Source organism: Arthrobacter sp. P1_C12_2 (assembly GCF_056406415.1).
In genome coordinates, this window is sequence record NZ_JBFUAF010000002.1 from 22,181 (window position 1) to 36,665 (window position 14,485).

Here is a 14,485-nt window from a genome sequence, read left to right on the forward strand (position 1 = left end):
TACCCGCGGCGCGACGGGGCCCCCGGCCCCGCCCCGCGGGTCCTTCGCCCGCGGTCCTTCGCCCGCGCCCTGCGCCCCTGCCGTGCCCCTAGAGCCGGTTGACGTCCGTGACGCGGACGACGGCGGTGCCGGACTCGTCCGAGGCCGCCAGATCCACCTCGGCGGAGATGCCCCAGTCGTGGTTGCCGGCCGGGTCATCGAAAATCTGCCGGACCTTCCACACGGCGGGCTCCTCGGTGATGATCAGCAGCCCGGGACCGCGGGCATCCGGGCCGGTGCCGATGTCGTTGTGCTCATCGAAGTAGTCATCCAGCGCATCTTCCCAGCGCTCCGCGTCCCAGCCGGATCCGGCGTCGAGCTCGCCCAGGGCGCTGGCGGCTTCATCGGCGAACAGCTCCACGCGGCGGAACATCTCGTTGCGCACCATCACCCGGAAGGCCCGGACGTTGGAGGTCAGCGACGGCGGCGGGGGCGGGGGAGCGTCGTGCGGCGTGGGCGCCGCGCCGGACGTTAGTTCTTCCCATTCGTCCAGCAGGCTGGAGTCCACCTGCCGGACCAGTTCGCCCAGCCAGGCGATGAGGTCCTCGAGGTCCTCCCGGAGGGCATCCTGCGGGACGGTCTGGCGGAGCGCCTTGAAACCGTCCGCGAGGTAGCGCAGCACGATCCCCTCCGAGCGGGCCAGGCCGTAGAACTGGACGAACTCGCCGAAGTTCATGGCGCGCTCGTACATGTCCCGGACCACGGACTTGGGCGCGAGCTCGAAGTCGCCGACCCACGGCGCGGCCTTGCGGTAGACATCGAAGGCCTCGCCGAGGATCTCCGCGAGCGGCTGCGGGTAGGTGACCTCCTCGAGCATCGCCATCCGCTGGTCGTACTCGATGCCGTCGGCCTTCATCGCCGCGATGGCCTCGCCGCGCGCCTTTTTCTGCTGTGCCGACAGGATCTGGCGCGGCTTCTCCAGGGTCGCCTCGATCACCGACACAACGTCCAGGGCGTACGACGGCGACTCCGGGTCCAAGAGCTCCAGCGCGGCCAGCGCGAACGGGGACAGCGGTTGGTTGAGGGCAAAGTTTGCCTGCAGGTGGACCGTGAGCCGGACCGTGCGGCCGTCAGCACCCTGCTCCTCGGCCGGGATCCGCTCCACGACGCCGGCGGCGAGCAGCTCGCGGTAGATTCCCAAGGCCTTCTTCATGAGCCGCAGCTGGGCCGGCCGGGTCTCGTGGTTTTCGGTGAGCAGGCGGCGGGCGGCCTGGAACGGGTCGCCGGGGCGTTCCATGAGGTTCATCAGCATCGCGTGCGTCACGGTGAAACTCGACGTCAGCGGATCCGGAACGGACTCGACCAGCCGCTTGTACGTCGGTTCACCCCAGGACACGAAGCCTTCCGGGGGCTTCTTCTTGACCACCTGGCGCAGCTTCTTCTGGTCGTCGCCGAACTTGGCCGTGGCCTTGGCCATCGCCTTCACGTTTTCCGTCACGTGCTCCGGGGCCTGGACCACCACGGTTCCGGCGGTGTCATAGCCGGCGCGTCCGGCGCGCCCGGCGATCTGGTGGAACTCGCGGGAGTTCAGCAGCCGGGTGCGGACGCCGTCGTACTTGCTCAGGGCCGTGAGCAGCACGGTGCGGATGGGCACGTTGATGCCCACCCCGAGGGTATCTGTGCCGCAGATGACCTTCAGCAGGCCGGCCTGGGCCAGCTGTTCCACCAGCCGGCGGTACTTCGGCAGCATGCCGGCGTGGTGGACGCCGATGCCGTGCCGGACCAGCCGGTTGAGGGTCTTGCCGAAGCCTGCGGCGAAGCGGAACCCGGCAATGAGCTCGGCAATCTTGTCCTTTTCCTCGCGGGTGCAGACGTTGATGCTCATCAGGTTCTGGGCCCGGTCGATCGCCTCGACCTGGCTGAAGTGGACCACGTAGACCGGGACCTGTTTGGTGGCGAGGAGTTCCTCAAGGGTCTCGTGGACCGGGGTCTGTTCGTAGTAATAGTGCAGCGGAATGGGGCGTTCCGCGGAACTGACGGTCGTCGTCGCGCGCCCGGTCAGCTCCCTGAGGCCGTCCTCGAACCGGCTGACATCGCCGAGAGTCGCCGACATCAGCAGGAACTGCGCCTGGGGCAGTTCCAGCAGCGGCACCTGCCACGCCCAGCCGCGCTGCGGGTCCGAGTAGAAGTGGAACTCGTCCATGATGACGGCGCCGAGCTGCGCCGCCGAACCTTCACGCAAGGCGATGTTGGCCAGGATTTCGGCCGTGCAGCAGATGATCGGGGCGTCCTGGTTGACGCCGGAGTCGCCAGTGATCATGCCGACGTTCTCGGCCCCGAAGATCTCGCAGAGGGCGAAGAACTTTTCCGAAACCAGGGCCTTGATCGGGGCGGTGTAGTAGCTGCGCTGCCCGCGCGCCATGGCCTGGAAGTGCGCGGCGATGGCCACGAGGGACTTCCCGGACCCGGTCGGGGTGGCCAGGATGACGTTGGAGCCGGCGGCCAGCTCCATGATGGCCTCGTCCTGGGCGGTGTACAGGGCCAGTCCGCGGGTCTCGGTCCACTCGACAAACCGGGTGTAGAGCTCGTCCGGGTCCAGGCCCGTCCTGCCGGGAACTCGGGCGGCGGGGGCGGGGAGCTGATCTGCGAGTTTCATTGCTGTCCAGCTTAGTGCCCGCGTGGTCCCGCCGGCACCGGAGGGAGCGTGCGCCGTACGCAGCTCATGCGCGCTTCCTTGGCTGGCCTACGGGGCGGGACTAGGCTTCGGTTAGGACAACTTGCCGGGAACTGGAGGCAGCCATGAAGTGGGATCCGGAGAAATATGTGCAGTTCGGGGACTACCGGGACAGACCATTTTTTGATCTGACGGGACGGATTCATGCCGAAGCCCCGCGGCACGTCGTGGACCTCGGCTGCGGTCCCGGCAACCTGACCGCGACGCTCGCGGACCGGTGGCCGGGTGCGCAGGTGGTGGGCCTGGATTCATCGCCGGAAATGCTGGCCACCTCCAAGGACCACGCAGCCGCGGCGGCCAATCTCTCCTACGAGCTGGCCGACATCGAACACTGGCTGCCATCCGGAGACACGGACGTGGTGGTCACCAACGCGGCCTTGCAGTGGGTGCCTAGCCACCGAAAGCTGTTACCCGCCTGGCTCGATGCCCTCAAGCCGGGGGCCTGGTTCGCGCTGCAAGTACCGGGAAACTTCAACGCCCCGTCCCACACCCTGATGCGGGAGCTGGCCGAGTCTCCGGCCTGGGCGGGGCGGCTCGCCGGGGTGCTGCGCCACGACGACGTGGTGGGGGAGGCGGAGGAATACCTGGAGATCATGCTCGACGCCGGTTGTGCCGCCGACGCCTGGGAGACCACCTACCTTCAGCTGCTCCCGGGCGCCCACCCCGTCTTGGAGTGGGTCCGCGGCACTGGACTCAGGCCGGTCCTCGCGGCCCTCCCCGAGGACGAGGCCAGGGAGTTCGAAGCCGAGTATTCGGCGCGGCTGGACGACGCGTATCCCGCGGGCCGTCACGGGACGGTGTTCCCGTTCCGCCGTACGTTCGCGGTGGCGCAGAAAACCGGGTAAGCGGCGTGGCTGCCGTATGACACGAAGCACTCCAGAATGGGGCTTACAATGACGTGGCGGTATGGGGCGGCCGTTAGGCTGATCACCATTCCGAGCCCTGGGCTAGTAATGGAGGTTCGGTGCTTATAGGCCTGATGTCGCGGTTGCTGTCCGCGCATAAGGGGGCCGTGCTGGCCATCGTTGTGCTGCAGCTCGTGCAAGCCACTGCCAACCTGCTCCTGCCCAYCCTGAACGCCGCGATCATCGACGACGGCATCATCGGCGGGAACACCGGGGAGATCATCCATCTCGGCGCCTGGATGGCCGGCATCGCTGCCGTCCAGGTGATCACGGCCGTCGCGGCCGGATATCTGGGCGCCGTGGTCGCCATGGAGATCGGCGGCCAGCTGCGTGGGGAGCTGTTCGCGAAGGTGCAGTCCTTCTCCTCCCAGGAGGTCGGCGTTTTCGGTGCGCCCAGCCTGGTGACCCGGGCCACCAACGACGTCGCCCAAATCCAAAACCTCGCCGTCCTGGTGTTCATCATGCTGATTGCCGCACCGGCGATCTTCATCGGCGGCATCGTGCTGGCCGTGCACCAGGACGTGGTGCTGTCCTGGATCGTTGTCGTGGTGATCCCGGTCCTGACGGTGATCATGACGGTGATCGTGCGCCGCCTGATACCCCTGTACCGCCAGGGCCAGGGCCTCCTGGACCGGATCGGCCGGGTGCTGCGGGAGCAGATCATCGGCGCGAATGTCATCCGCGGCTTTGTCCGGCAGGACCACGAGATCCGCCGCTTCGATGAAGCCAACAAGGACCTCACCCGGAACAACCTGCAATCCGCCCTCCTGGTCGCGGCGATGATGCCGATGATCATGTTCGTGGTCAACATCTCTTCCGTGTTCGTGGTGTGGTTTGGCGGCCACCGGATCGACGCCGGCGAAATGCGGCTGGGGGCGCTGACGGCGTTCATCGCCTACATCCTGCAGATCCTGATCGCCATCATGATGGCGATGTACGTCTTCATGACCGCACCCCGGGCGGCGGCATGCGCGGAACGGATCCGCGAGGTGCTGGACACGGAACCGGCCATCGCGGATCCGGCCACTCCTGCCACTCCCGCCGCCGCTACCGGCACTGCCGGCCCCACGGGTCGCTCCGGCGCTGTCGAGTTCCGGAACGTTTCCTTCGCGTATCCCGGCGCGGAAGCGCCCGTGCTGGACGGCGTCTCGTTCACCGCCAGGACCGGGACCACGACGGCGATCATCGGCGCGACGGGCAGCGGCAAGACGACGCTCCTGAACCTGCTTCCCCGCTTCCTCGACGCGACTACCGGAGAGATCAGCATCGGCGGGGTCAATGTGCGGGCCATGCCGCTGGAGGTCCTGCGGGGCCTCATCGCAGTGGTCCCGCAACAGTCCTATCTCTTCGCGGAGACGGTCGCGGAAAACCTCCGGCTCGGATCGCCTGCCGCCGGCGAGCCCGAGTTGTGGCAGGCGCTCGAAGCGGCCCAGGCTGCCGAATTTATCCGCGCCCTGCCGCTCGGGCTCGAAACTCCCGTGAGCCAGGGCGGCACCAACTTCTCCGGCGGCGAACGGCAGCGCCTGTGCATTGCCCGGGCACTGCTCAAGAAGGCCCCCGCCTACCTGTTCGACGACAGCTTCTCGGCCCTGGACTACGGGACCGACGTCAGGGTCCGCGCGGCGATCGAACCGCTGCTGAGCTCGGCTACCGTGCTCATCGTGGCCGAGCGGGTGTCAACAATCGTGGACGCCGGGCTGATCCTCGTCCTGGAGGACGGCCGGGTCGTCGCGCAGGGTACGCACAGCGAACTCATGGAGTCCTCGCCCAGCTACCAGGAAATTGCCGCGTCCCAGCTGGTTCTGGAGGAGGCCCCGTGAGCCGCTCGCGGGCACACCGCGCCGGGACTGATGCGGGGCCCGGCGTCCCGGAGGGCATCAAATGGCCCACCGCTGCCCGGCTGCTTGGCCTGCTGCTGCCGCTGAAGTGGCGGATGGCCGGAGTTATCGCCGCCACCTGTGCGTTCGTGACACTCAACGTGGCGGCCCCCAAGGTCCTGGGCGACGCCACCGACGTCGTCGTCGATGGCTTCTTGGGCGGCTCCCTCGACGAGCAACAGCTGGCCGAGCGGCTGCTGGCGGTTTCCGCCATGTACGTCGGGGCGTCGCTGTTCAGCTGGATCCAGGGCAGCCTGACCGCCACCGCGGTGCAGCGCCTCAGCTACGGGCTCCGCGGCTCCGTGGAACAAAAACTCCATGTGCTGCCGTCCAGCCATTTCGAGGAGCAGCGCCGCGGCGACGTGCTCAGCCGGGCCACGAACGACGTCGACAACATCTCCCAGGCGCTCAACCAGCTCCTCAACCAGCTGATCATGTCCGTCCTGATGCTCTCGGCCGCACTCGCCATGATGCTGTGGCTCTCGCCGCTGCTGGCGCTGATCGCGGTCCTCTCGGTACCGGTGTCCATGGTCATCACTGTGCTCGTGGCGCGGCACTCCCAGGCGCACTTCAAGGAGCAGTGGAGCAGCACGGGGGCACTGCACGCCCAACTCGAAGAATTCTTCACCGGGCATGAGGTGGTCAAGGCATTCGGCCGGCAGGAAGAGGCAGCGGTGAGCTTCCGGGAGTGCAATGAGAAGCTCACGCGATCGAGCACCCGCGCCCAGTATTTGTCCGGCATCGTGCAGCCGCTGCTGGTGTTTGTCGCCAACCTCAACTACATCGCGGTGGCTGTCGTGGGGGCGGTCCAGGTTACCGCGGGGGCGATGACCATCGGCGGCCTCCAGGCTTTCTTTCAATTCTCCCGCCTCTTCAGCCAGCCCGTGGGCCAGATCGGCGGACTGCTCACTCTCATGCAATCCTGTCTGGCCTCGGCGGAGCGCGTGTTTGAGCTGCTTGACGCTCCGGAGATCCCGCCGGACCGCGCTGTGCCGGCCGTTTCGGCAAATGGTGCCGGCCAGCTTCATCGCGGCGGTTCCCCGCGGAAACTCCGTTTCCCGCGCAAATCCTCCAACGGACGCAAAGCCCTTGCCCCGAGCACGTCCAGCGACGTGCTGAATCCGGGCGCAGTGGCAGGCAGGGTCACGTTCGAGCACGTCAGCTTCAGCTACAGCCCCGGCACCCCCGTGGTGAAGGACCTCTCGTTCACGGTGGAGCCGGGACAGACCGTCGCGATCGTGGGACACACCGGGGCCGGCAAGACCACCGTGGTGAACCTCCTGATGCGCTTCTATGAGCTCGACTCAGGACGGATTCTGGTGGACTCGACGGACATCGCCACCATCCCGCGGGACGTGCTGCGGCGCGCCTTCGGAACCGTCCTCCAGGATGCCTGGCTGTTCACCGGCAGCATCCGGGAGAACATCGAATATGGCCGGCCCGGCGCCACCGACGCCGACATCGTCGCGGCGGCCCGCGCCAGCCACGTGGACCAGTTTGTCCGGTCCCTTCCGGCCGGGTACGCCACGATGCTCGGCAACGACGGCGACTCCCTGAGCCGCGGCCAGCGCCAGCTCGTCTCGATCGCGCGGGCGCAGATCGCGGGGCGCAGCATCCTCGTGCTGGACGAGGCGACGAGCTCCGTCGACAGCCGCACCGAGGTGCAGATCCGGCATGCCATGGAGCGGCTGCGGCACGGTCACACGAGCTTCGTGATCGCGCACCGTTTGTCCACGGTCCGGGACGCTGATCTAATTCTCGTCATGGACCACGGACGAATCGTTGAACACGGCACCCATCAGCAGCTGGTCGCCCGGCGCGGGCTCTACAAGGATTTGTACGAGGCCCAGTTCGCCGGTCGCGAACAGGTCCCGGCCGTCCGGGAGGCTGAACAGTGAGCCCCGCGGACGCCGCGGGGGAGCGTTTCCCCGGATCCTGGCGGACCAATCCGGCCAGCTCCGTCCCGCTCTTCGAACAGCTCCGGCTCTACGTCATTGAACGCGCCGACAACGGCACGCTCGCACCCGGCACCAGGCTTCCGGCCGTGCGGAGCCTCGCCGGCGAACTGGGCGTGGCGCCGCACACCGTGGCGCGGGCCTACAAGGAACTCGAAGCCGCCGGCGTCGTGGTGACAAAGGGCCGCAACGGCACCGTTGTCTGTGCCCGCGATGAAGCCTGGAGCTCGCTGTCCGCCGCCGCCGCCGAGTTCGCCGCGGCCGCCAAGGCCCAGGGCGCCAGTTTCGCCGAGGCCGTGCAGTTGCTGGCCGCCGCCTACGACCGCCACTAGCACATCCGGCGCCGCCCCTGGTGCGCAGAATAGTTTTTCGAAGAAGTTTTCGATTAGCATTAGATTCGTGCCTAAAGCCGTAGCTGAAGATCCAGCCGTTGAAGTCCATTCCGCCGTCGAGCCCCTGGCAGTCCGGGATGCGGCCCCGTCCCGCCCCGTCCTGAAACGTCCGGACATGACGCGCCTCGTCGTCAAGGGCGCCCGCGAGCACAACCTGCGCAACGTCGACCTGGACCTGCCGCGCGATGCCATGATCGTGTTCACCGGCCTGTCCGGCTCCGGGAAGTCCTCCCTCGCGTTCGACACCATCTTCGCCGAGGGCCAGCGCCGCTACGTCGAATCGCTCTCCGCCTACGCCCGGCAGTTCCTGGGCCAGGTGGACAAGCCCGACGTCGACTTCATCGAGGGCCTCTCGCCGGCGGTGTCCATCGACCAGAAGTCCACCAGCAAGAACCCGCGCTCGACCGTGGGCACCATTACCGAGATTTACGACTACATGCGCCTGCTCTGGGCCCGCGTGGGCCGGCCGCACTGCCCCGTCTGCGGGGAGCCCGTGACCAAGCAGACCCCGCAGCAGATCRTCGACCAGCTGCTCGAACTCCCGGACGGCACGCGCTTCCAGGTGCTGGCACCCGTGGTCCGCGGCCGCAAGGGCGAATTCGTGGACCTCTTCAAGGAACTCACCGCCAAGGGCTACTCGCGCGCCCGGGTGGACAGCGAGCTGGTCCACCTGAGTGATCCGCCGAAGCTGGGCAAGCAGTTCAAGCACACCATCGAAGTGGTGGTGGACCGCCTCGTGGTCAAGGAAGGCATCAGCCAGCGCCTGACCGACTCCGTCGAAACCGCGCTCGGATTGGCGGAGGGCCGCATCCTGGCCGAATTCGTCGACCTCGAAGCAGACGATCCCGAGCGGATCAGGGCGTTCTCCGAACACCTCGCCTGCCCCAACGAACACCCCCTGGCGATCGACGAGATCGAGCCCCGCTCGTTCTCGTTCAACAACCCTTTCGGCGCCTGCAGCGCGTGCAGCGGCATCGGCACCAAGCTGGAAGTCGACGAGGAACTCCTCATCCCCAACCCGGAGCTCTCGCTCTCCGAGGGGGCCATTGCGCCGTGGTCCCTGGGTACCGCCACGACGGAGTACTGGAACCGGCTGCTGGCCGGCCTCGCCGAGGAGCTCGGCTTCTCGATGACGACGGCGTGGGAGAAGCTCAGCACCGACGTCCGGCAGACGGTCCTGCACGGCAAGGACCACAAGGTGGTGGTGCAATACCGCAACCGCTTCGGCCGGGAACGCAAGTACAGCACAGGCTTCGAGGGCGTCGTGCAGTACGTCCACCGCAAGCACGGCGAGACTGATTCCGACTACGCGCGCGACCGCTATGAGGAATACATGCGCCAGGTCCCGTGCCCGGCCTGCAACGGCGCACGCCTGAACCCGGCGTCACTCTCGGTGCTGATCAACGGCAAGTCAATCGCCGAGGTCGCCGCGCTGCCCATGCGGGAATGCGCAAACTTCCTCGAAAACCTCGTCCTCACCGGCCGCGAAGCCCAGATCGCCCACCAGGTCCTCAAGGAAATCCAGGCCCGGCTGACCTTCCTCCTCGACGTCGGACTCGAATACCTGAACCTGGAACGGCCCTCCGGCACCCTGTCCGGCGGCGAAGCCCAGCGCATCCGGCTGGCCACCCAGATCGGCTCCGGCCTCGTGGGCGTGCTGTACGTCCTCGACGAGCCCTCGATCGGCCTGCACCAGCGGGACAACCGCCGCCTGATTGAAACGCTCACCCGGCTCCGGGACCTCGGCAACACGCTGATCGTGGTGGAGCATGACGAGGACACCATCCAGGAGGCCGACTGGGTGGTGGACATCGGACCGGGCGCCGGCGAGCACGGCGGCATGGTGGTCCATTCCGGTTCCTACCAGGCGCTGCTGGAAAATACGGATTCGCTCACCGGCGACTACCTCTCGGGCCGGCGGAAGATCGAGATCCCGAAGAAGCGGCGCAAATACGACAAAAAGCGCGAGCTCAAGGTGGTCGGGGCGAAGGAGAACAACCTCCTGAACATCGACGCCAGCTTCCCGCTGGGCCTCTTCACCGCCGTCACCGGCGTCAGCGGCTCGGGTAAGTCCACCCTGGTCAACGAGATCCTCTACAAAGTGCTCGCCAACAAGCTCAACGGCGCCAAGCAGGTGGCCGGCCGGCACAAGTCCGTCCAGGGCCTCGAACACCTGGACAAGGTGGTGCACGTCGACCAGAGCCCCATCGGACGCACCCCGCGCTCGAACCCGGCCACCTACACCGGCGTGTTCGACAACATCCGGAAGCTCTTCGCCGAGACCACCGAGGCCAAGGTCCGCGGCTACCTGCCGGGCCGGTTCTCCTTCAACGTCAAGGGCGGCCGCTGCGAGGCGTGCTCCGGCGACGGCACCCTGAAGATCGAGATGAACTTCCTGCCGGACGTCTATGTCCCCTGCGAGGTCTGCCACGGCGCCCGGTACAACCGCGAAACCCTGGAAGTCCACTACAAGGGCAAGACCATCGCGGACGTGCTGAACATGCCCATCGAGGAAGGGGCCGAATTTTTCGCGGCCTTCTCGCCGATCGCGCGCCACCTCAACACGCTCGTCGACGTCGGCCTTGGCTACGTCCGGCTGGGCCAGCCGGCCACCACGCTCTCCGGCGGTGAGGCCCAGCGCGTGAAGCTCGCAGCGGAGCTCCAGAAACGCTCCAACGGCCGCAGCGTCTACGTCCTGGACGAGCCCACCACGGGCTTGCACTTCGAGGACATCCGCAAGCTCCTCATGGTGCTGCAGGGCCTCGTGGAGAAGGGCAACACGGTGATCACGATCGAACACAACCTGGACGTCATCAAGAGTGCTGACTGGATCGTGGATCTTGGCCCCGATGGCGGTTCGGGCGGCGGCCGGGTGGTCGCCTCCGGCACGCCCGAGCAGGTGGCCAAGTCGAGCGAGAGCCACACGGCCGCGTTCCTCGCCGAACTCCTCGCCTGAACCCGGCCGCCGGGGACCGTGCGGGCGGGAAAGCGCCTGCTTTCGCCGCACGTGTCCCCGCCAGCCCGGGAGTGTCTTTGATCAACGTATTCCTGAAGGAGTATGCGAATTTCTGGCATCCGCAGACTCGTGAGAAACTAAGCCGGTGACGCATACAACAGTGCCCGTGATCTTCGACCTTGACGGCACTCTTGTCGATCCCGCCGGCGGGATTACGGATGGCATCGCCGCCGCCCTCACCGAGCTGGGCCTGCCGGTTCCGGACAAGGCCCGGATGGACGCGATGATCGGGCCCAAGCTGAGCCATTCCCTCACGGAAATCGCCGGCGTTCCGGCCGCACAGCTGGAAGAAGCAATCCGCATCTACCGCGCGCACTATGTTTCGACCGGAATCGCGCAAAGCCGGCTGTACCCGGGAATCCGCGGCCTCCTCGAGGACTTTGTGGCCGCGGGACGGCCTATCGCCGTTGCCACCCAGAAGCCGGAAGGGCTTGCCCGCACCGTCCTGGCGCACCACGGCATCGCCGGGCTCTTCCACAGCATCCGGGGTTCCGCTGCCGACGAGGCCGCCGCCGGCCCGGCAACGGACTCCGTCCCCGAAGGCTCCGTCCCCGAAGGGAAGGCCGGAATCGTCGCAGCCGCGCTCTCGGACCTGGCTGACGCGACCGCTTCGGCCGCCGGCCGGGCCGTGATGGTGGGGGACCGGGCGCAGGACGTCGCCGGGGCCGCTGCGAACGGACTGGACTGCATCGGCGTAGGCTGGGGATTTGCGCCCGACGGCGAACTGCACGCTGCCGGTGCCGTCGAGATCGTGCACAACACCACGGCGCTTCACGCGACGATCAACCGACTCTCCGAACGCCCGGGGACCACAGCCCTGAACGAGGTGCACACCGATGGCAATGTTTGACGCAATCCGCTGGACCACGCGGGGGCTCGTAACCTCCACGTGCCGTCCAACGGTCATCGGCCTGGAAAACGTGCCCAAGGACGGGCCGTTCATCGTGGCCCCGAACCATCTTTCCTTCCTCGACAGCGTGATCGTCCAGGCCCTCATGCCGCGGCCGGTGGCTTTCTTCGCGAAGGCTGAATACTTCACCACCGGCGGCGTCAAGGGCAAGGCCATGAAGTCGTTCTTCGAGGCCGTGGGCTCCATTCCGGTGGAACGCGGCGAGCAGGCGGCGAGCGTCCAGGCGCTGAAAACGCTGCTGGACATCCTCGACTCCGGCAGGGGCGTGGGCATCTATCCCGAAGGCACCCGCTCCCGCGACGGCATCCTGTACCGCGGCCGCACCGGCGTCGGCTGGTTGGCCCTCACCACGGGTGCGCCCGTGATCCCGGTGGGCCTGATCGGCACCGAACACCTGCAGCCCGCGGACAGCAAGTCCGTCAAACCCCAGCACTTCACCATGAAGGTGGGGGTGCCGCTGTATTTCGAGAAGACCGGACCGGACCATTCCCTGCCGGCCCGCCGCCAGGTCACGGACAGCATCATGGACGCCATCGCCGAACTGAGCGGCCAGGAACGGTCCACGAGCTACAACCAGAGCAAGTCGGCCGAATAGCGCGCAGCTTCCTGCTCCCGGACTCCTCCGGGCATGCGGCGATGTAGGTGCAACGGCACCGCCTGCGGCTCAGTAGACTTGATGTGTGGCAGATCCAGCGAGTTACCGTCCCCAGACGGGTGAAATTCCGACCAATCCGGGCGTGTACCGCTTCCGCGATCCGCACGGCCGGGTCATCTATGTCGGCAAGGCCAAGAACCTTCGTGCCCGGCTGAACACGTACTTCGCCAATCCCGCCGGGCTCATGCCCAAAACCTACGCCATGGTCCACACGGCCAGCAGCGTCGAATGGACCGTGGTGGGCAGCGAGCTCGAGTCGCTGCAGCTGGAATACACCTGGATCAAAGAATTCACGCCCCGCTTCAACGTGATGTTCAGGGACGACAAAACCTACCCGTACCTCGCCGTGACGATGGGGGAGAAGTACCCGCGCGTCCAGGTGCTGCGCGGCGACCGGCGCAAGGGGACCCGGTACTTCGGCCCGTACACCGCAGGTGCGATCCGGGACACCATGGACACCCTGCTGCGCGTCTTCCCGGTGCGGAGCTGCAGTGCCGGGGTGCTTAAGCGCGCCGAGGCCAGCGGCCGGCCCTGCCTGCTCGGCTACATCGACAAATGTGCCGCGCCGTGCGTCGGTCGAATCTCCGCCGCGGACCACCGCGCTCTCGCCGAGGATTTCTGCACGTTCATGGGCGGCGAAGCCAAGCCCTTCGTCAACCGGCTCGAAAGGGAGATGGCCGCGGCAGTCGCCGAGCTTGACTACGAACGCGCCGCCCGGCTCCGGGACGACATCGTGGCGCTGAAGAAGGTCTTCGAGCGTAACGCCGTGGTCCTGGCCGAGGGCACGGACGCCGACGTCTTCGCCCTGCACGAAGACGAGCTCGAGGCCGCCGTCCAGGTCTTCCACGTCCGCGGCGGCCGGATCCGCGGCCAGCGCGGCTGGGTGGTGGAAAAAGTCGAGGACTCCACCACCCCGGAACTGGTCGAACACCTGCTACAGCAGGTCTACGGCGAGGAAGCCGGGCTGCAGGGCAGGTTGCCCCGGGAAGTCCTGGTGCCCGCCGAACCCAGCAACGCGCCGGAGCTCGCGCAATGGCTCAGCGGCCTGCGCGGGGCCCGCGTGGACATCCGCGTACCCCAGCGCGGAGACAAAGCTGCCCTCCTGTCCACGGTCCGTGAAAACGCCGAGCACGCCCTCAAACTCCACAAGTCCCGGCGTGCCGGCGACCTCACCATGCGCTCCCAGGCCCTGCAGGAAATCCAGGAAGCACTCGAGCTTCCCGTGGCCCTGATGCGGATCGAGTGCTTCGACATCTCGCACGTCCAGGGCACGAATGTGGTCGGTTCCATGGTGGTGGTCGAGGACGGCCTGCCGAAGAAGTCCGATTACCGGAAGTTCGCCGTCACCGGAGCCGCCGCCACCGACGACACCGCGGCCATGCACGATGTGCTGACCCGCCGGTTCCGGCACTACCTCCAGGAAAAGAGTGATCAGGCGGCGGCCGCCGCCAAACCCGCACACCAGGCCGCCCTCGACGCGGCCACCGCCGCGGCGGTCGCGGACTCCACGACGCCGGCCCCGCGGAGCAAGTTCGCCTACCCGCCCAACCTCGTCGTCGTCGACGGCGGCAAACCGCAGGTCAACGCCGCCGCGCGGGCGCTGGCAGAACTGGGCATCGAGGACGTCTACGTGGTCGGCCTGGCCAAGCGGCTCGAAGAAGTGTGGCTGCCGGACAGCGACTTCCCGGTGATCCTGCCGCGCGCCTCCGCCGGCCTGTACCTGCTGCAGCGCATCCGCGATGAGGCCCACCGCTTCGCCATCTCCTTCCACCGGCAAAAGCGCGGCAAGGCCATGACGGTCTCCGCGCTGGACAGCGTGCCCGGGCTGGGCGAGTCCAAACGCAAGGCCCTGCTGGCCGAATTCGGCTCCGTCAAGGGCATCAAGGCGGCGACGCAGGAAGAACTGACCGGCGCCAAGGGGATCGGCCCTTCCCTGGCCGCGGCGATCGTCCGGCACTTCGGTGCCGACGGCGGCGAGGAAGCCGCCACGGTTCCCGCGGTCAACATGACCACCGGTGAAATCCTCGACGCTTAGCTAGCGCCGCCAAACTTAGCTAGGGTA

General features: G+C 67.3%; 9 protein-coding genes. 8 read left to right on the forward strand and 1 reads right to left on the reverse strand.

The window, feature by feature from the left end; translation table 11 throughout:
* Positions 1–88: 88 nt before the first annotated feature.
* Complete coding sequence (locus tag AC1DZQ_RS02740) at positions 89–2,635, reverse strand: DEAD/DEAH box helicase (protein WP_476962054.1); 2,547 nt, start codon at positions 2,633–2,635, stop codon at positions 89–91.
* A 143-nt stretch (positions 2,636–2,778) separates the two neighbouring features.
* Between AC1DZQ_RS02740 and AC1DZQ_RS02745 the strand changes: the two genes are divergently transcribed.
* The 8 genes from AC1DZQ_RS02745 (at position 2,779) to uvrC (ending at position 14,458) form a co-directional block, all read left to right on the forward strand.
* Positions 2,779–3,558, forward strand: a complete 780-nt coding sequence (locus AC1DZQ_RS02745; protein ID WP_476962055.1) for a trans-aconitate 2-methyltransferase — start codon at positions 2,779–2,781, stop codon at positions 3,556–3,558.
* A gap of 134 nt (positions 3,559–3,692) precedes the next feature.
* Positions 3,693–5,438, forward strand: a complete 1,746-nt coding sequence (locus AC1DZQ_RS02750) for an ABC transporter ATP-binding protein (RefSeq protein ID WP_476962403.1) — start codon at positions 3,693–3,695, stop codon at positions 5,436–5,438.
* 113 nt (positions 5,439–5,551) lie between these two features.
* On the forward strand, positions 5,552–7,393 hold the full coding sequence (locus tag AC1DZQ_RS02755) for an ABC transporter ATP-binding protein (protein WP_476962404.1): 1,842 nt from the start codon (positions 5,552–5,554) through the stop codon (positions 7,391–7,393).
* Complete coding sequence (locus AC1DZQ_RS02760) at positions 7,390–7,782, forward strand: GntR family transcriptional regulator (RefSeq protein ID WP_476962056.1); 393 nt, start codon at positions 7,390–7,392, stop codon at positions 7,780–7,782. Before AC1DZQ_RS02755 ends, AC1DZQ_RS02760 begins: the two co-directional genes overlap by 4 nt.
* A 67-nt stretch (positions 7,783–7,849) precedes the next feature.
* Positions 7,850–10,798, forward strand: coding sequence for an excinuclease ABC subunit UvrA (gene uvrA, locus AC1DZQ_RS02765; protein WP_476962057.1), 2,949 nt, complete (start codon positions 7,850–7,852; stop codon positions 10,796–10,798).
* A 145-nt stretch (positions 10,799–10,943) separates the two neighbouring features.
* Positions 10,944–11,708, forward strand: coding sequence for an HAD hydrolase-like protein (locus tag AC1DZQ_RS02770; RefSeq protein ID WP_476962058.1), 765 nt, complete (start codon positions 10,944–10,946; stop codon positions 11,706–11,708).
* Positions 11,695–12,363, forward strand: coding sequence for a lysophospholipid acyltransferase family protein (locus AC1DZQ_RS02775; RefSeq protein ID WP_476962059.1), 669 nt, complete (start codon positions 11,695–11,697; stop codon positions 12,361–12,363). Before AC1DZQ_RS02770 ends, AC1DZQ_RS02775 begins: the two co-directional genes overlap by 14 nt.
* A gap of 85 nt (positions 12,364–12,448) precedes the next feature.
* Complete coding sequence (uvrC, locus tag AC1DZQ_RS02780; RefSeq protein WP_476962060.1) at positions 12,449–14,458, forward strand: excinuclease ABC subunit UvrC; 2,010 nt, start codon at positions 12,449–12,451, stop codon at positions 14,456–14,458.
* Positions 14,459–14,485 lie beyond the last annotated feature (27 nt).

What these genes read in the sequence shown, in the direction of transcription:
- AC1DZQ_RS02740 (WP_476962054.1), bottom strand. Translation starts at nt 2,635, where the DNA reads ATGAAACTCGCAGATCAGCTCCCCGCCCCCGCCGCCCGAGTTCCCGGC.
- AC1DZQ_RS02745 (WP_476962055.1), top strand. Translation starts at nt 2,779, where the DNA reads ATGAAGTGGGATCCGGAGAAATATGTGCAGTTCGGGGACTACCGGGAC.
- AC1DZQ_RS02755 (WP_476962404.1), top strand. Translation starts at nt 5,552, where the DNA reads ATGGCCGGAGTTATCGCCGCCACCTGTGCGTTCGTGACACTCAACGTG.
- AC1DZQ_RS02775 (WP_476962059.1), top strand. Translation starts at nt 11,695, where the DNA reads ATGGCAATGTTTGACGCAATCCGCTGGACCACGCGGGGGCTCGTAACC.